Annotated in this window: 19 protein-coding genes; 11 read left to right on the top strand and 8 right to left on the bottom strand. The window is 70.7% G+C overall.

All coding sequences use genetic code 11. The features are described from left to right. Positions 1–162 precede the first annotated feature (162 nt). The 3 genes from FHG54_RS14260 (at position 163) to FHG54_RS14250 (ending at position 1,491) form a co-directional block, all read left to right on the top strand. The gene (locus FHG54_RS14260) at positions 163–369 is read left to right on the top strand and encodes a hypothetical protein (RefSeq protein ID WP_139417862.1); all 207 of its coding nucleotides are present in this window, start codon (positions 163–165) and stop codon (positions 367–369) included. 70 nt (positions 370–439) lie between these two features. After that, entirely contained in the window at positions 440–913 is a 474-nt protein-coding gene (locus FHG54_RS14255; RefSeq protein WP_139417861.1) for a helix-turn-helix domain-containing protein, read from the top strand. Then, on the top strand, positions 913–1,491 hold the full coding sequence (locus FHG54_RS14250) for a DapH/DapD/GlmU-related protein (protein ID WP_139417860.1): 579 nt from the start codon (positions 913–915) through the stop codon (positions 1,489–1,491). Before FHG54_RS14255 ends, FHG54_RS14250 begins: the two co-directional genes overlap by 1 nt. Before the next feature lie 43 nt (positions 1,492–1,534). Here the strand turns inward: FHG54_RS14250 and FHG54_RS14245 are convergent, their stop codons facing one another. Next, positions 1,535–2,152, bottom strand: a complete 618-nt coding sequence (locus FHG54_RS14245) for a ClpP family protease (protein ID WP_139417859.1) — start codon at positions 2,150–2,152, stop codon at positions 1,535–1,537. Next, on the bottom strand, positions 2,149–2,790 hold the full coding sequence (locus tag FHG54_RS14240) for a ClpP family protease (protein WP_139418479.1): 642 nt from the start codon (positions 2,788–2,790) through the stop codon (positions 2,149–2,151). The genes FHG54_RS14245 and FHG54_RS14240 overlap by 4 nt, the downstream gene beginning before the upstream one ends. Positions 2,791–2,984: 194 nt before the next feature. Between FHG54_RS14240 and FHG54_RS14235 the strand changes: the two genes are divergently transcribed. Then, positions 2,985–3,893, top strand: a complete 909-nt coding sequence (locus FHG54_RS14235; protein WP_139418478.1) for a cytochrome b/b6 domain-containing protein — start codon at positions 2,985–2,987, stop codon at positions 3,891–3,893. A 154-nt stretch (positions 3,894–4,047) separates the two neighbouring features. Further along, a complete protein-coding gene (locus FHG54_RS14230; RefSeq protein WP_139417858.1) occupies positions 4,048–4,350 on the top strand; it encodes a DUF1540 domain-containing protein in 303 nt (100 codons plus the stop codon). Positions 4,351–4,401: 51 nt separating this feature from the next. On the opposite strand, the gene FHG54_RS14225 is transcribed toward FHG54_RS14230, so the two are convergent. After that, positions 4,402–4,923, bottom strand: coding sequence for a MarR family winged helix-turn-helix transcriptional regulator (locus tag FHG54_RS14225; RefSeq protein WP_139417857.1), 522 nt, complete (start codon positions 4,921–4,923; stop codon positions 4,402–4,404). A gap of 103 nt (positions 4,924–5,026) precedes the next feature. On the opposite strand from FHG54_RS14225, the gene FHG54_RS14220 reads away from it, so the two are divergent. Continuing rightward, positions 5,027–5,599, top strand: a complete 573-nt coding sequence (locus tag FHG54_RS14220) for an NADPH-dependent F420 reductase (RefSeq protein ID WP_139417856.1) — start codon at positions 5,027–5,029, stop codon at positions 5,597–5,599. Between the two features lie 116 nt (positions 5,600–5,715). Here the strand turns inward: FHG54_RS14220 and FHG54_RS14215 are convergent, their stop codons facing one another. After that, positions 5,716–6,549, bottom strand: coding sequence for an MBL fold metallo-hydrolase (locus FHG54_RS14215; protein ID WP_139417855.1), 834 nt, complete (start codon positions 6,547–6,549; stop codon positions 5,716–5,718). A gap of 58 nt (positions 6,550–6,607) precedes the next feature. Between FHG54_RS14215 and FHG54_RS14210 the strand changes: the two genes are divergently transcribed. From FHG54_RS14210 to FHG54_RS14200, 3 genes are all read left to right on the top strand, one after another. Continuing rightward, the gene (locus tag FHG54_RS14210; RefSeq protein ID WP_168197189.1) at positions 6,608–7,345 is read left to right on the top strand and encodes an NUDIX hydrolase; all 738 of its coding nucleotides are present in this window, start codon (positions 6,608–6,610) and stop codon (positions 7,343–7,345) included. Positions 7,346–7,349: 4 nt separating this feature from the next. After that, the gene (locus FHG54_RS14205) at positions 7,350–8,780 is read left to right on the top strand and encodes a phytoene desaturase family protein (RefSeq protein WP_139417853.1); all 1,431 of its coding nucleotides are present in this window, start codon (positions 7,350–7,352) and stop codon (positions 8,778–8,780) included. Between the two features lie 145 nt (positions 8,781–8,925). Continuing rightward, positions 8,926–10,407 carry a lipase maturation factor family protein gene (locus FHG54_RS14200; protein WP_139417852.1) on the top strand — a complete coding sequence of 494 codons (1,482 nt, stop codon included), beginning with the start codon at positions 8,926–8,928 and terminating at the stop codon, positions 10,405–10,407. A 23-nt stretch (positions 10,408–10,430) separates the two neighbouring features. Here FHG54_RS14200 and FHG54_RS14195 read toward each other — a convergent pair whose 3' ends face one another. Then, positions 10,431–12,395, bottom strand: coding sequence for an ABC1 kinase family protein (locus tag FHG54_RS14195; protein ID WP_168197188.1), 1,965 nt, complete (start codon positions 12,393–12,395; stop codon positions 10,431–10,433). 127 nt (positions 12,396–12,522) lie between these two features. Between FHG54_RS14195 and FHG54_RS14190 the strand changes: the two genes are divergently transcribed. After that, positions 12,523–13,653, top strand: coding sequence for an AI-2E family transporter (locus FHG54_RS14190; RefSeq protein ID WP_139417850.1), 1,131 nt, complete (start codon positions 12,523–12,525; stop codon positions 13,651–13,653). 61 nt (positions 13,654–13,714) lie between these two features. Here FHG54_RS14190 and FHG54_RS14185 read toward each other — a convergent pair whose 3' ends face one another. Then, positions 13,715–15,046, bottom strand: a complete 1,332-nt coding sequence (locus FHG54_RS14185; RefSeq protein WP_168197187.1) for a GNAT family N-acetyltransferase — start codon at positions 15,044–15,046, stop codon at positions 13,715–13,717. Between the two features lie 62 nt (positions 15,047–15,108). Between FHG54_RS14185 and FHG54_RS14180 the strand changes: the two genes are divergently transcribed. Then, positions 15,109–16,257, top strand: a complete 1,149-nt coding sequence (locus FHG54_RS14180; RefSeq protein WP_139417848.1) for a glycerate kinase — start codon at positions 15,109–15,111, stop codon at positions 16,255–16,257. An 11-nt stretch (positions 16,258–16,268) separates the two neighbouring features. Here FHG54_RS14180 and FHG54_RS14175 read toward each other — a convergent pair whose 3' ends face one another. Next, complete coding sequence (locus tag FHG54_RS14175) at positions 16,269–16,562, bottom strand: hypothetical protein (RefSeq protein WP_139417847.1); 294 nt, start codon at positions 16,560–16,562, stop codon at positions 16,269–16,271. 113 nt (positions 16,563–16,675) lie between these two features. After that, on the bottom strand, positions 16,676–16,966 hold the full coding sequence (locus FHG54_RS14170; RefSeq protein WP_139417846.1) for a WXG100 family type VII secretion target: 291 nt from the start codon (positions 16,964–16,966) through the stop codon (positions 16,676–16,678). Between the last annotated feature and the right edge of the window lie 33 nt (positions 16,967–16,999).

Genomic DNA, 16,999 nt, shown 5'->3' with positions numbered 1-16,999 from the left:
TCACGGATTCCGTCGACATCGCCCACCTCCACATCAGTTGCTTCATTCTGCACGCCGACGACCGCGACCGCCACCATTCCGCCCGGAAGGCGGCGGGGTCGCCCGCTTGACGGAGGTCGTGGGCGGCGCGCACGCTGGAACCATGCCGATCCGGGAGGAACGATGACCGAACCACGAGACACGATCCCGCCACATGACCCTCGGCGCTCCGCCCGATCCGACTCCGAGCAGCACGACGACCTTGCAGATCCAGACCGTGATACCGGCCCCGACGGTGACACCGGCGACGACCCCAACGACCTCGACGCCGACAACGCGGTCGAGGCCGACTCGATCGAGACCGTCGACCCCGAGAACCCTCCGGCGTAGTCGGCGCGCAGCGTTCTGCTCTGAGCGGATCGGGCTGTCGGCGAGCGGATGCCGCGGCTAGCCTCTCGGCATGGGCAAGGTCGTCGAGTTCACACGGGTCGCTGCTTCGCAGACGTCGAAGCCGGGTGCCGAGCGAGGTCCTGCGAAGCCGCTCTGGCGACATGCACTCGGCGAGGTGCTGCGCGGTGAACGGCTCGGGCAGGAACGGATCCTGACCGAGGTCGCGGCGACGGCGGGCGTCTCGCCCCAGTACCTCTCGGAGATCGAGCGCGGTCGCAAGGAGCCCTCGTCGGAGGTGCTCGGTTCCGTCGCCGAGGCGCTCGGGCTCGACCTCGTCGATGTCGTGCAGCGGGTCGGCGGGCTGCTCGGCGAACGACGAGATGTCGAGCGACGCGAGACCGAGCTCCGCGAGTTGCTGAGGATCGAGACGTCGTTCGCCTTCCGTGCCGACGCGAACGCTCCCCTCGACGTCGGCCCGGAGCATCCGCTCGACGCAGCGCCCGTCGCACCCGCAGTCTCGAACGCGTACCTGCTCGCCGCCTGATGACCGACGACCGCTTCCTGCAGATCCACGATCCGGAGCTGCTGGCGAGAGGCGAGCGCGTGTTCGGCGACGAGTTCTCCGCGATGAGCGAGCGCGTGCTGGCGGTCACCGCATTGACGTCTCGACTGAACGCGCTGCCCTTCGACGATGAGGCGGGCAGGGCTGAGGCGCTCGAGCAGATCCTGGGCCGCCCGCTGCCGCCGAAACTGACGATCTACCCGCCCTTCTACACCGATCACGGCCTGCGGCTGGAGCTCGGGGAGCGGGTCTTCGTCAACCAGGGCTGCACGTTCCTCGACTACGCGGGCATCAGGTTGGGCGATGGCGTCATGGTGGGCCCGAAGGCCACGTTCATCACGATGGGGCACCCGGTCGACCCCGAGGAGCGCCGCCGGTTCCTCAGCGGCGCCCCCATCGACGTGGCCGAGAACGTGTGGATCGGCGCGGGCGCGATGATCCTGCCCGGTGTGAGCATCGGTCGCGACGCCGTGATCGCCGCCGGCGCGGTCGTGGCCGACGACGTGCCGGCGGCGAGCCTCGTCGCCGGGCCGAAGGGCACCGTGCGGCGGAGCTGGTAGCGACCGGCCGCGGCGGCCTCAGCCGGGCCCGGAGCCGGCGGCCTCAGCCGGGCTCGGAGCCGGCCCCGACCAGGGCCTGCGCCGTCAGCACGTGATCGGCGAGACCGTACTCGACGGCCGCCGCCGCGGGCAGGATGAGGTCGCGATCGCTGTCGCGGCGCAGCGTCGTCGCGTCGCGACCCGTGTCGACGGCGAGGGCCGCCTCGAGTTCGGCGCGCACCCGAACGACCTCGTCGGCGTGCAGGATCAGGTCGGGGATCGTGCCGCGACCCTGCGTCGACGGCTGGTGCAGCACGACGCGGCCGTGCGGCAGGATCGCCCGCATGCCCTTCGCGCCGCCGGCGAGGAGCACTGCGGCAGGCCCGCCCGCCTGACCGACGCACGTGGTCGCGACATCCGGCCGGATGTGCTGCATCGTGTCGTAGACCGCGAGGGCCGCACCGGGCGAGCCGCCGGGGGAGTTCAGGTAGAGGCTGATCGGCGTCTCGCTCGACTCCGACGCGAGGTGCAGGAACTGCGCGATCAGCACGTTCGCGACCCCGTCGTCGATCTCGGTGCCGAGGTAGACGATGCGCTCCGAGAGCAGTCGGCTGTAGACGTCGAGCGAGCGCTCGCTGTTGCCGCGCTTCTCCGTGACGTAGGGGATCGTGTAGCTCGTCATGACGGGGCTCCTGTTCCGGTGCGGGCCTGCAGTCCCACCCGGGGCCGGTCGCCCCCAGGGAACATCTCGCCGAATCCGTCGGCGATGCGGTCGATGAAGCCGTAGTCGACGGCCTCGGTCGCGGAGTACCAGCGGTCGCGCAGCGAGTCCTCGGCGATGCGCTCGATCGGCTGCCCCGTGTTCTCCGCGGTGATGCCGAGCACCGTGTCGCGCGTGTACCGCAGGTCGTCGGCCTGCAGTTCGATGTCGACCGCGGTGCCGCCGATGCCGGCGGACCCCTGGTGCATGAGGATCCGGGAGTGCGGCAGTGCGAATCGCTTGCCCCTCGTGCCCGCCGAGAGCAGGAACTGGCCCGCGCTCGCCGCGATGCCGACCGCGATCGTCGACACGTCGTTCGGGATCGATCGCATGACGTCGGCGATCGCGAGCATCGCCGACACCGAGCCGCCGGGTGAATTGATCCAGAATCGGATGTCGCGGCGAGGGTCGTCGGCCGCGAGGGTGACGAGCTGTGCGCAGAGCCGGTTGCCGCCCTGCTGGTCGAGTTCGTCGCCGAGCACGATGATGCGCTCGTGGAAGAGCCGCTTCGTGAGGTCGGCGTCGATCGGATGGATCGGTGGGGAATCGTGTTCGCTCATGCCCCCAGCGTGCGCGCGGCCGATGCGACGCGGGCCGGATGCCGCTGACAGCAGTGCTGCTGCGAGCAGATGCCGCCGAGCGGCGAGGGCAGCGGCATCCGTGACACTGCGGGTCGCCGAGCCTGCGATCACTCGGGCGGTCATGCCAAAATACTCCGGTGACCCGCCTCACCGACCAGCCCGCGCATCACGCGCTGCGTCGACGCACCGGGTGGCTCCCGGTCGCGCTCGCCGTCGTTGCCGGCGTCGCGCTGCTCGGCGGGGTCGTGCTCGTGGCGATCTGGTTGCGCGCCCAGCCCGCGGTGCAGGAGTTCATCGCCCGGTACCCCGGCACGACGCCGTTGCCCGAAGGGGCACCCGTCGGCATTCCGGCCTGGCTCGGCTGGCAGCACTTCCTCAATGGGTTCTTCCTCGTGCTGCTCGTGCGCTCGGGGTTGCTGCTCCGCAAGGGCGGTCGTCCGCCTGCGCGTTGGGTGCGAGGCAACGAGGGGCTCATCCGCACGAAGAACCCGCCGTGGAAGGTGAGCATCCACCTCTGGCTGCACTACACGGTCGACGTGCTCTGGGTGGCCAACGGCATCGTCTTCATCGTGCTGCTCGTCGTCACCGGTCAGTGGATGCGCATCGTGCCGACCAGCGCCGACGTCTGGCCGAACGCCGTCTCGGCGGGCCTGCAGTATGCCTCGCTCGACTGGCCGGTCGAGCACGCCTGGGTCAACTACAACAGCCTGCAATTGCTCACCTACTTCGCGATCGTGTTCGTCGTCGCACCGCTCGCCGTGCTCACGGGCCTGCGTCTCTCCTCGGTGTGGCCGCAGGGCGCCGACCGGGTGAATCGGGTGTACACGCGCTCGCTCGCGAAGGCCGTGCACTATCCGGTGATGCTCGCATTCGTGGCGTTCGTCATCGTGCACGTGACGCTCGTCTTCGCGACCGGAGCGTTGCGCAATCTCGACGCGATGTACGCGAGCCGCGACGATGCATCCTGGCTCGGCTTCGCGATCTTCGCGGTGTCGCTCGCGGCCATGATCGGAGCGTGGTTCGCCGTGCGGCCCGCGGTGCTGAAGCCCATCGCGAGTCTCACAGGCACCGTCTCTCGGTGAGCAGAGCGCCGTCGGGCGCTCGCACAGGTAAGGCTCACCTCAGAAGAAAGTAGCGTTGATCTGCGGAAAATCGTCCCGCCGATGCTGCATGATCGTGGTTCGCGGGCGTACGATCACGGGCAACGAAGGTCAGTCACCGCACTGGGAGGTCACCATGAGCATGACGCTCGACGAACTGCCCGCCGTCGCCGAATGCTCGGTGGCCGGATGCTCCTACAACGATCATTCCCATTGCCACGCCGCCGCGGTCACGATCGGCGGCTCGGTCGGCGATGCGGAGTGCGCGACCTTCATTCCGCTCGGCACGAAAGGCGGGCTCGACAAGGTGCTCACGCACGTCGGCGCGTGCCAGCGGGCGGAGTGCGTGCACAACGAGTCGCTCGAGTGCACGGCGCCCTCGGTGCGCATCGGCGCAGGAGCCGACGACGCCGACTGCCTCACCTACGACCCGCGCTGAGGCGCGAGCAGGCGCCTCGGGCGCAGGCGGCCCTCGCAGGGCGCGGCGTCGTCAGGCCACGACATGATCGACGGGGCCCTCGCTGAACTGGCATGACGTGGCCGAGAGGCGCGCGTCGGGGTCGAGTCGCGCGAGCACCGCGCCCGCGATCGCGTAGAGCTGTTCGAGCTGCTCGGGAGAGAGGGCGTCGAGCACGTTCGCGCGCACCGTCTCGACGTGGCCGGGAGCCGCTTCGGAGATCAGGGCCAGGCCGGCGGCGGTGATCGTCGCGTTCGTGGCGCGGCGGTCTTCAGGGCACGGGAAGCGCTCGATGAGCCCGCGCTCCTCGAGGCGTTTGGCGACGTGCGAGAGTCGGGGAAGCGTCGCGTTCGTGCGAGAGGCCAGCTCGGTCATGCGCAGCGTGCGCGAGGGCGCGGCGCCGAGCGCCATGAGGGCGCCGTACTCGAAGTGCGTGAGACCGGCATCCCGCAACAACTGCGCGTCGAGAGCGCCGGGCAGCAGTTCGGCGAGCGCCACGAGGCGCACCCATGCGGCCGACTCCTCGGGGGCCAGCCACCTCGTGTCATCCGTCATGGCTGAGAGTCTACCGTATTGGTTGACGCAACAACTGAATAGGCGATACGGTGTTAGTTGTCAGAACAAGTAAACGCGTCGAACGACGCGGGGAGGAATTGACATGACGACCGTCAGCATCATCGGGAACGGCAGCATGGGCACCGCCATCGGCGGCATCGTCGCCGCGGGCGGCAACACCGCCGAGTTCATCGGGCGCGACTCCGCGCAGCAGATCACGGGCGACATCGTCGTGCTCGCCGTGCCGCACCCGGCGCTCGCCGACATCGTCGCCCAGCGTGGTGCTGAGCTCTCGGGCAAGGTCGTGGTCGACATCACGAACCCGCTCGACTTCACGACCTTCGACAGCCTCGTCGTGCCCGCCGACGGATCTGCCGCGAGCGAGCTCGCCGCAGCCCTGCCCGACTCGAAGGTGCTCAAGGCCTTCAACACGAACTTCGCCGCGACCCTCGCCGCCAAGACCGTGGGCCAGAACCCGACCACCGTGCTCATCGCCGGCGACGACGACGATGCGAAGCTCGCCCTCGCCGAGGTGGTGCGCGCGGGCGGCGTGCTCGCGGTCGACGCCGGGCGCCTCTCCCGGGCCCGCGAGCTCGAGTCGGTGGGCTTCCTGCAGCTCACCCTCGCCGTGCAGGAGAAGGTCGGCTGGAACGCCGGCGTCGCGCTCGTCGCCTGACCACGCTGCGCCGCGCTGCGCCACGCTGCGCCGCGCTGCGCCGCGTTGCGCCGCGTGCGTCGAAGGACGACCGTCTGGTCGGAGGCAACGGATTCGTCACCTCCGACCAGACAGCCTCACTCCGGTGAGTTCCGCGCGTGGCGCAGGTAGGCCAATTGCGCTCGAACGGATGCCTCGGCCGCACTTCGCACCGAGGCATCCGTGTCGGCGTAGACGAGGTCGGTGACCGCGTCGGGCGTCGCACCTTCGCCGAGTTCACGGAGCGCCGCCCGCACCTGATCCAGCCGCTCGGCGCGATGTGCGAGGTAGGCCCGGCAGATCACGGCGAGATCGGGCAGCACGGGGCCGTGCCCGGGCAGTACGCCGACCGGCGCGGGCGTGCCGAGCGCCAGAAGCCGCTCGAGCGAGTCGAGGTAGGGGCCGAGGGCGCCGTCGGGGTCGGCGATGATCGTGGTGCCGCGCCCGAGGATCGTGTCGCCCGTGAGCATCGTGCCGCCGACGCTGGCGGCGCGTCCAACGCCGCCGAGGTCGTCGCCGGGCAGCGCGAAGCACACCGAATCCGCCGTATGCCCGGGCGTCGCGACCACCTCGATCTCGAGCCCTGCGGCGAGGATGCGTTCGCCGTCGGCCAGCGGCGCCCCGGCCAGGCACAGCGCCGGGTCGATCGCGCGCACCGGGGCATCCGTCATCGCATGGAAGGTCTCGAGCGACTCGGTGTGGTCGGCATGACGGTGGGTGACGAGCACGAGCTCGACCCTGCCGCTGCCGGCGAGCGTCGTGAGATGCGTCGCGTCTGCCGGGCCCGGGTCGACCACGACGACGCCGTCGGCGCCCGGTGCGCGGAGCACATACGAGTTCGTGCCGTCGAGCGTCATCGGCCCCGCGTTCGGAGCGAGCACGAGACGTGCGAGGGTCGACACGGGGCGGCCGGGGGCGACAGGCTCATCCATGCCGGAAGTGTACCGGCGTCCGGTGCATGAGGGCCTGCCCCGTCATAGTCTGAAGTGCATGGACAGCACGCGCGAGTCATCGACGAATCCCGCACGGCCGAGTGCGGCCGCGACGGTCGTGCTCCTGCGCGACGGCGAGCGGGGTGTGGAGATGCTGCTGGCCGAACGCCCCAGCGGCCGCGGGTCGTTCCCAGGAGCGTGGGTCTTCCCCGGCGGTGCGGTCGACGAAGCGGATGCCGCGGGCGATCCCATCGGGGGCATCGAAGCCGCTCGCCGCGCCGCAGTGCGCGAGACCTTCGAGGAGGTCGGGCTCGTGCTCGACGCCGACGAGCTCGTGCCGTTCTCGCATTGGACGCCCCCGAAGGGCTCGCCGAAGTCGCTCACCACGACGTTCTTCGCCGTGCGCGTGCCCGACGGCGAGCTGCGGCTCGCGCCCGACGAGGTCACCGAGGCGGCGTGGCTGCGCCCGGTGGATGCCCTCGACCGGCATACGGCAGGGAGCCTGACACTCTGGCCCCCGACCTGGGTGACGCTGCACGGACTGTCGCACGCGGCATCCGTCGATGAGGCGCTCGCCGAACTCCGCACCGCAGAGGTGAAGTCGTTCGTCACGAAGATCGTCGCCGAGCGACGGATGGTCCTCTGGCAGGGTGACGACGAGTACGCTGCCGAGCACCCGCCCGAGGCGCGTGACGTTTCGATGCCCGATGACGGCCCCGCCGTCGGCAGTCGCCACCGACTCATGATGGACCGGCTGCCGTGGACCTACATCAACACCGTCGACACGGGGTTCTGAGCGAATGACCGACGTCACGGTCGTCGGCAGCGGGCCCAACGGGCTCGTGGCCGCAGTGGTCGCGGCCCGCGCGGGGCTCTCGGTGCGCGTGCTCGAAGCGGCGCCGACGATCGGCGGCGGCCTTCGCACGGCCGAACTCACGCTGCCCGGATTCCGGCACGACGTCTGCTCGACGGTGCATCCTGCGGGCCTCGCCTCACCGGTGTTCAAGAAGCTCGGACTGCTCGATCGGGTCGACTGGGTGGTGCCCGAGGTGTCGTACGCGCACCCGCTCGACGGCGGCCGGGCGGGCGTCGCCTGGCGTGACCTCGATCGCACGGTCGACAGTCTGGAAGCTGACGGTGCGGCCTGGCGCAGCCTTCTCGCGCCGCTCCTCGCTCGCAGCCGCGGCGTGGTCGACTTCACCGGCTCGCAGTTGCTGCGCGTGCCGCGCGACCCGATCGCCGCGCTGCGGTTCGGGCTGCGCGCGCTCGAGCAGGGCACGGCGGCGTGGAACGCGCGGTTCGTCGGCGAGGTCGCTCCCGCGCTCTTCACCGGAGCCGTGGCACATGCCGCGGGCGGCATGCCCTCGCTCGCCGCTGCCGGAGCCGGCCTGCTCATCGCGATGCACGGGCACGGCGTCGGGTGGGGGCTGCCGGTCGGCGGCTCGCAGACGATCGCCGACGCGCTTGCCGACGAGCTTCGCGCGCGCGGCGGCGAGATCGTGACGGATGCCCCGGTGGGCTCGCTCGCCGAGGTCTCGGGCTCGCGGGCGGTGTTGCTCGACACCTCGCCCGAGCTGCTCTTCACCGCGGAGTTGCCCGCCCGCTACGCGCGGGCCCTGCGCCGCTACCGGTACGGCTCCGGCGTGGCGAAGGTCGACTTCGCGCTCAGCGGGCCGGTGCCGTGGCGAAACCCCGAGGTGCGGCTCGCCCCCACCGTGCACCTCGGCGGCAGCCGCGCCGAGATCGCGGCGGCCGAGAACGCCGTCGCCCGTGGAGTGCAACCCGGGGTTGCCGGTGGCCCGCGGCATCCGTACGTGCTCGTGACCCAGCCGACCGTCGTCGACCCGAGCCGGGCGCCTGCGGGCAAGCACGTGCTGTGGGCGTACACGCATGTTCCCGCCGGGTCGACGCTCGACGCGACCGAACTCGTCACCGCCGAGGTCGAGCGCTTCGCGCCGGGATTCCGCGACGTCGTGCTCGCCTCGGCCGCGAGTTCGGCGGCCGAGATCGGCCGGTACAACGCGAACTACATCGGCGGCGACATCTACTCGGGCGCGCTCACGATGGCGCAGTTGCTGAAGCGCCCGGTCGTCTCGCCGACACCCTGGCGCACACCGGTCGAGGGCGTCTACCTCTGCTCGAGCGCGACGCCGCCGGGCCCCGCCGTGCACGGCATGAACGGATGGTTCGCCGCGAAACTCGCCCTGCGCGAGCGCTTCGGCCACCACTGACCCCTCCCCACCCTGTTTTTCTCCCTTCTCAGGAACCACCCCGTGATTCGGGGCGCTTCTCAGGAGATTTCCGGCCTCCAGCGCCCCCCGCGAGGAAAAACTCCTGAGAAGAGTGAGTCGGATGCTGCGGGCGTAGCGTGAGGGGGTGGACGCAGTCGCTTGGTTCGACGCGCACGACTACGAGGTCGCACGGCAGATCCTGCAGCGCGGGGTGGGCGCGTTCGCCTTCGTGGCCTTCCTCTCGACGCTGAACCAGTTCCGGCCGCTCCTCGGCGAGCACGGCCTGCTGCCCGTGCCCGAGCTGCTGCGCCGCGCTTCGCGGCTGCGCGGGCCGACGCTCTTCCGCTGGGGCTACACCGACCGGCGTCTCGTCGCCGTCTCCGCGGCAGGCCTCGTGCTCGCGGCATCCGTCGTGGCGGGTCTGCCGCAGCTCGGGCCGCCGTGGCTGCCGCTCTGCGTCTTCCTCGCGCTCTGGGGCCTCTACCTCTCGATCGTGAATGTCGGCCAGACGTTCTACGGCTTCGGCTGGGAGATGCTCCTCTGCGAGGCGCTCTTCACGGTCGCGTTCCTCGGCTCCGACCAGACGCCCCCGCCACTGACGATCGTCATCGCCGTATGGTGGCTCGTGTTCCGCCTCGAGTTCGGCGCGGGCATGATCAAGATCCGCGGCGGGCGGGAGTGGCGAGACCTCACGGCCCTCATGTACCACCACGAGACGCAGCCGATGCCGGGGCCGCTCAGCAGGCAGGCGCACCTGCTGCCGAAGTGGTTCCACCGCGGCGAGGTGCTCGGCAACCACTTCGCCCAGCTCCTCGTACCGTTCCTGCTCTTCGTGCCGGGGCCGGTGGGGTCGTCGGCCGCGGCGATCGTGATCCTCACCCAGCTCTGGCTCATCGTGACCGGCAACTTCGCATGGCTCAACTGGATCACCGTGGTTCTCGCGGCATCCGCCATCACCGATTCGGTCTGGCACTGGCTGATTCCGGCGATTCCACCCGACCTGGGCACGGATGCCGCGGCGACGCCGATCTGGTGGGCGGTCGTGGTGCTCGCGGCATCCGCACTGCTCGTCGTGCTGAGCTTCTGGCCGATCAGGAACCTCGTGTCGCGTCGCCAGCTCATGAACGCGTCATTCAATCGTTGGATGCTCGTGAACGCCTACGGTGCCTTCGGTACCGTCACGAAGCGGCGCATCGAGATCGTCGTCGAAGGCACGCTCGCCGACGCGCCGGGCGGCGACGATGGCGGCGACGATGCGGGCACCGACGCGCCGGGCGGCGACGGCGGATGGCGCGAGTACGCGTTCAAGGGCAAGCCGGGCGCGCTCCGCGCCATCCCGCGGCAGTGGGCGCCGTACCACCTGCGCCTCGACTGGCTCATGTGGTTCCTGCCGCTCGGGCGTATGTGGGAACCGTGGTTCGAGGTCTTCCTGCTGCGACTGCTCGAAGCGGATGCCCCGACCCTCGCGCTGCTCGAGACCGACCCGTTCGACCGCGCCGCCCCGCGGTGGATTCGCGCCCGCGCGTACCACTACCGGTTCGCGACACGGGCGGAGTTCCGCGAGAGCGGCGACCGTTGGGTGCGAACGCTGGTGGGTGAGGTCGTGCCGCCGTCGGGGCTCGAGTGAGCGCGGTTCCGGCGGCGCCGTCGTTACTCGCGCCGTCGCCGGAAGACGTCGAACAGCACCCGCAGCACGAACAGCGCCGACACCACCACGAGCAGGTAGCCGAAGATCTGGAAGAGGCTGAGCGTCTCGGTGACCTGCGGGCCGGCATCGCTGATGAGGAGCATCGCGGCCATCACGCCGAGCACGCCGGCGAGGAACGCGAGCACGACCTGGTTCACGAGTGAGCGGAGCAGCGAGCGATCGCGGCGGTCGGCGAAGAGCCGCACGTTGACACTGAGGCGTCCGTTCGCGAGAGAACCCGAGATCTGGTCGAAGCGGTGGGGGATGCGGCGAAGGATCGGCAGCATCGTGCCGACCTCGTCGACGACCGCCTCCTTCAGAGAACCGGGCCGGATCGCAGCGAAGACGCGCTCCTCCGCGAGTCCGCTCGCCGCCGCCAAGAGATCGAACTCGGGGTCGAGCACTCGCAGGGTGCCCTCGGCGACCGCGACCGCGCGGAATGCGGAGGCGAGCTCGGGCGGGATCGCCAGCCGATTCTCCGAGAGCAGCCGTGTCATATCGGCCACGATCGTCGAGTCGAGCGCCGAGCCCGGTCCGAGCCTGGATGCCACGAACCCGCCGATCTCGCGCCGCAGCACGAACTCGTCGACGTCGTCGGGCAACTCGACGAGGGCGAGCAGTGCATCGCTCATGGCGCGCGCGTCACCGCGGTAGAAGGCCATCAGGATCTCACCGATGCTCTCGCGCATCTCGGAGTCGAGCCGCCCGACCGAGCCGAAATCGACGAGGCCGAGGCCGCCGCTCTCGAGCAGCATCACGTTGCCGGGGTGCAGGTCGGCGTGGAAGACGCCGTCGTCGATCACCTGGGTGATGAGCGACTCGAAGAGCAGCGACGCCTGGGCCTTCTTCACCGAATCGGGGCGAGTGCCGTCGTCGTCGCTGAGGGCGCGGCCGGGCATGAATTCCATGACGAGCACGCGTGCCGTCGACAGGCCACGGAAGCAATGCGGGATCGTGAGACGCTCGCGCTCCGGATGCCTGGCCTGGGTCGCCTCGATCGCAGCGAGATTGCCCGCCTCCGAGCGGTAGTCGAGCTCGGCGCGGAGCGATTCGACGAACGCCGCGGCCACCGAGCGGAGCCCGAGAGACCGGCCCCATTCCGTCTCGTTCTCGAGCTTGCGAGCGATGCGCTGCACGATGTCGAGGTCGCGCTCGACGCCGGGGATGATGCCCGGCCGCTGCACCTTGACCGCCACTTGCTGCCCAGACGCGAGCCGGGCATGGTGCACCTGCCCGATCGATGCTGCGGCGAACGGTTCGGGATCGAACTCGGCGAACGCCTCGTCGGCGCTCGCCCCGAGCTCGTGGTGGATCAGCGCATCGATCTCCGTCCACGCGGCAGGCGGAACGTTCTGCTGCAGGCGTTCGAGCTCGGCGAGGTACTCGCGGGGCAGCAGTTCGGTGCGGGTCGAGAGCATCTGACCGAGCTTCACGAACACCGGTCCCGCCTCCTCGAGCGAGATCCGGAGCGCCTTCGCATGTGTGCGGCGAGCCTCATCGGCGGCCGGGCTGCGTGCACGGTCGGGCTTGAACGGCACGAGGCCGTTGCGCACTGCGATGCGCGTCACCTCGGAGTAGCGGCGACCGCGGTCGATGCTGCGCCGGAGATCGGGGATCCAGCGATCGGGTCGCGGAATCGTGCCGCTCGGAACGACGAGTTCGGCGATGACGAGGAAGCCGATCGCCACGAGCACGATGATGCCGAGCTGGATCGGCACGAGCGCCAGGTTGGCCTCACCCGCACGCCAGACGAACTGCGACTCGAACCCGAGCTCAGCGCCGAGCGCGATGAGTCCGGCGAGGATGATGCGCCCGGTGCCGACCTGCACACCGAGAAATCGCCGTGAGATCGCCGCGAGGAGCACCATGAAGATGATCGTCACCACGGTCACGGCGAGCACGCCGAGAATGATGGAACTCGCCGACATCGCTGCTCCCCCCGGGTCGGAGTCGATCGACCCATCCTCAGCGTACGGCCGGGACCGCGCCCCGGCGGATCGAACTCGCCGTGCCGACCGCGCGCGGCGGTCGGCTGCGCACACTACCGTCAGACGCATGAGGATCCGTACGAAACGAGTGCAGCCCACGCCACCACCCGCTGCAGCAGAGATCACCGGCGCCGGGGACTCCCGCGCGCCCGAGGTTCGGATCAACGCGTTCCGCATCGGCTTCGTCGGCGCGCTCGGCGTGCTGCTCGCGGTCCTCATCGGCGGCATCGTCGCCGAGCTCGGCACCGTCATCCTCTACGTCGCGCTCGCACTCTTCCTCGCGCTCGGTCTCGACCCGGTCGTGAGCTGGCTGCAGCGGCGCGGGATGGCCCGCTGGATCGCGATCGTCATCGTGTTCGCTGCGGTGATCGGCATCTTCGTCGGGCTCATCGCCACGATCGTGCCGATCGTCGTCGAACAGACCACCAACATCGTCGAGAACTGGGACGTCATCGTCGAGAACGTGCAGAACAGCGACTTCAGGGTGTGGCTCGACAATCTCACCGGCACCGGGCACGCGATCAAGGACGCGATCGAGTCGGCCGGCCTGTGGCTCGCCGATCCGGCGAACCTCGGTTCGCTCGGCGGCGGCATCCTCGCGGTCGGTGCCGGCATCGCAGGCGGGTTCACGGGCGCGACGATCGTGCTCATCCTCACCCTCTACTTCCTCGCCTCGCTCGACTCCATGAAGCGCTACGCGGCCCGGTTCGTGCCGGCGACTTCGCGCCCCGGGTATCGAGACGTTTCGGAGGAGATCACGGGATCCGTCGGCCGCTACGTCATCGGGCAGTTCGGGCTCGGGGCGATCAACGGTGTGCTGAGCCTCATCTACCTGTCGATCATCGGGGCACCCGCGCCGATCCTCCTGGCGTTCATCGCCTTCCTCTTCTCGCTCGTGCCGCTCGTCGGCACACTGACGGGCGCGGTCATCATCTCGCTCGTCTCGTTCGCGGCGTCGCCGACGACGGCGCTCGCCGCCGCCGTCTACTACCTGATCTACATGCAGGTCGAGGCCTACGTGCTGAGCCCGCGCATCATGAGCCGAGCGGTCGCGGTGCCGGGTGCGCTCGTCGTGATCGCGGCCGTCGCGGGCGGCACGCTCGGCGGGGTCCTCGGCGCCCTCGTCGCGATCCCCGTCGCGGCGTCGCTCATCATCATCGTGGAGAAGGTCATCTTCCCGAGGCAGGACACGATCTGACGGCGCCGCCGGGCCGGGCGGCCGGGCCGAGTCGCCGGGCCAGGCGCCCGGGCATCCGGCCTCAGAACCAGATGCTGAGGTGCGGCGTGCGCTGCGCGGCGAACATGGCGTCGGCCGCTGCGATCGACCCGCGTGAGCGCTCGGTGATGCGCCCCGCACGCGCGAGCACAGACGGATGCACCCCGCCGAGGTAGATCGCCCCGAGTTCGCGCACCCCGAGGCCGATGCGGCGAACACCCCTCGCGGATGCCGAAGCATCCGACTGCTCGAGGGCAGTGACCTCTGCACGTCCGCTGTCGTCGACGACGAGTTCGAACCGGCCGCCCGCGATGCCCATGGGGTCGTCGACCTCGATGACGAGTCGCCCCGGCGCGCCGTAGCGTCGTGCGGCGAGCGCGGCGATCGGGTCGATCATGCGGAGCCACAGGTGGTCGACGACCTCGGAGAAGGTGACGGCCCGCGGATCTTCGAGGAGCCAGGGGAGCGGCTCGTCGATCGATCGGAGCAACCCGCGCGTGCCCGACACGAAGTCCTGCTCGATGAGGAACCGCCAGAGTGCGCGCTCGGCGTCGTCGGTCGCCGCCGCGAGGAAGTCGAACTCGGCGACGCCCGGTTCGTTGGGCGGGCGAGTCACGTGGAAGACGGCGAAGCCCTGGGCCTGGCCCCGTTCGTCGTCGTAGCGCACGACGCGGCGCGCCCTCGAGCGCTCGCTGTCGGGGTCGAAGAGGCCGAGCACGCGATCGAGGAGCGCCGGCCAGCGGTCGATCTCGCCTGGAGTGCGCGCCACGGCACGCCGCGCGATGCCCGGAGCGATCTCGCGGATGGCGGCCCCGTCGACGAACTGCACGCGGCCCGGGGCATCCGGCCCGACCCAGTGCACGCGCCGCCGATCGACGAACACGGTCGCGGCGCGCGCTGCCGGAGCGTACCCGTACCTGCCGTAGATCGTGGCTTCGGTGGCGGTCAGCATCGCGAGCGCGGCGCCCGCCGCACGCGCGTTCTGCAATTCGGCGAGCATGAGCGCCCTGGCGATGCCGCGGCGCCGATGCGTCGGTGAAACCGTGACCGAACTCACGGCCCAGGCGTCGACACTGCGCCCGCCGGGCACGCTCAGCCCCGTCGGCCAACTCGAGACGGTGGCGACGGGAATCGCCGGTTCGAGGATGGCCCGGTCGTAGACACCGTGCACCCGTCGCTCGGCGAGCAAGCCGCGATCGTAGTCGAGGTCGATCTGCCTCGGGCGGGCGTGGTGGAACCCGCGGAAGTCGGCTTCGACCCACGCCGACGTCGCCGCCGCGTCTGCGGTGTCGACCAGACGGTAGTCGAGTCCTCTCGCGGCGAGCGAGGCGAGCGCTTCGGAATCAGCGGGGAACCCCTGCAGGTCGAACGACATCATCCCATCGTAGCCGCGGGCGGCGGCGCTACGATGGGCGCCGAGAGAGCCGAGGAGGCGCCATGCATGTCGTCATCGCCCCCGACTCGTTCAAGGGCACGGCGAGTGCAGCGGATGCCGCGGCCGCGATCGCGCGCGGATGGCGCTCCGTCCGCGCCGATGACGAGGTCGTCGAGCGCCCCATGGCCGACGGCGGCGAGGGAACCCTCGACGCGTTCGAAGCCGCCGTGCCCGATGCCCGGCGCATGCCGATCACGGTGCGCGGGCCGGTCGCGGTGCAGGGGCGGGTCGCGGTGCAGGGGCGGGCGACCGACTCGGCACCGATCGCGACGCACTGGCTGCTGCTGCCCGGCGGCACAGGGGTCGTCGAACTCGCGGCGACGTCGGCCCTCTCGCTGGTCGACCCGCTCGCGCCGTTCGATGCGCACACCGCCGGCTTCGGCGACGCGATCGCCGCCGCCCTCGACGCGGGCGTGAAGCGACTCCTGCTCGCGGTCGGCGGCAGCGCATCGACGGATGGCGGCGTGGGCGCTCTGTCGGCGCTCGGCGCTCGATTCCTCGGCGTCGACGGACGCCCGGTCGGCCTCGGCAATCGGGCGCTCGGTCGACTCGATCGGGTCGAACTCTCCGGCCTCCGCCCGCTCCCCGATGGCGGGGCGGTGGTTCTCGGCGACGTCACGAACCCGCTCCTCGGCGAGGGCGGCGCCGCTGCCGTCTTCGGTCCGCAGAAGGGGGCGGATGCTGCCGACATCATCGTGCTCGAGGCCAATCTCGCCCGGTTCGCACGTCTCGTGCCCGGGGTCTCAGCGGAGGCGCCGGGCGCGGGTGCCGCGGGCGGAGCCGGCTTCGGCCTGCTCGCCTGGGGCGCGGAGATGGGCGGAGGGGCGGCACTCGTGGCGAGCGCCGCCGGGCTTGCTCACGATCTCGTCGGCGCCGACCTGGTGGTCACCGGCGAGGGCCGCTTCGACGGGCAGTCCGAGGCGGGCAAGGCGCCGAGCCACGTCGCCCGGTTGGCTGCCGAGGCAGGTGCGCCGGTGGCGCTCATTGCCGGGTCGATCACCGCCGAGCCGCGCGGGTTCGCGGCATCCGTCGCTCTGGCCGGTCTCGCCGGAGACCGGGCGGCCGCGATGGCGGACCCGGTGCGGTGGCTCGAGGCCGCAGGCGCCCGACTCGCCCGCGGGCATTCGAGTCGGACCCCGGGTGGGACCTGAGCGAACGCCGGTCAGGCGTGGTGCAGGCCGGGGTGCGGCTTCGGCGGTTCCGTCCGGACGAACTTGCCGTGACGCTCGGCCGGCTCATGGGAATCGGGGTGGCCCTCGCTCGAGGTGTAGTCGCTGACACTGGTTTCGTCGTCATCGGCGCCGTCGGTGCGGATGTACGCGCCCGCGACGGTGCGCTCGTGGGGCCCGTCACCGTCGACTTCGGTGTAGCTGCCCTCGAGATCGTCGGTGGAGTCGCCTGCGGCGGCGGCGGCCGCCTCGTCGGGGGGCTCAGCGGGTCGGTTCGATTCAGACATCATCGCTCCCTCACTTGTTGGTCGGGGCGCCGTCCTCGGGGCGACGTCTCGTTCTCCATGCTAGGCGTCTGCGGCGCGAAAGGAAGGGATGTGCGGTGCCACGCGGAAAACGTTCAGCGCAGGAACAACCGCGCATTCGCCTGCTCAGCGTCGGAGTACTGCATTGCGGCGACCCCGAGCGCGCGGTTGAGGCCGGCGAGGCTCTCTTCGACCTGCAGCTGCGTCGCGCGCCAATCGACGACCGCGCCTTGGAATGCATCGGAGGCCTGACCCGACCACGACGACTGCAGGCCTGTGAGCTGGCCGAGCAATGATGCGACCTCGGACTGGATGCGGCCGATCGTGCCCTGCACGGTCTGAGTCGCGGCGGACACCTGTTCGGCATCGACCTGGTAGACGGCCATCTCGGCCCCTTTCGTTCGGTGTGCGCGCCACGC

This window comes from Agromyces laixinhei (assembly GCF_006337065.1).
Lineage (GTDB): Bacteria > Actinomycetota > Actinomycetes > Actinomycetales > Microbacteriaceae > Agromyces > Agromyces laixinhei.
This window is presented reverse-complemented; position numbering and strand designations above follow the sequence as displayed.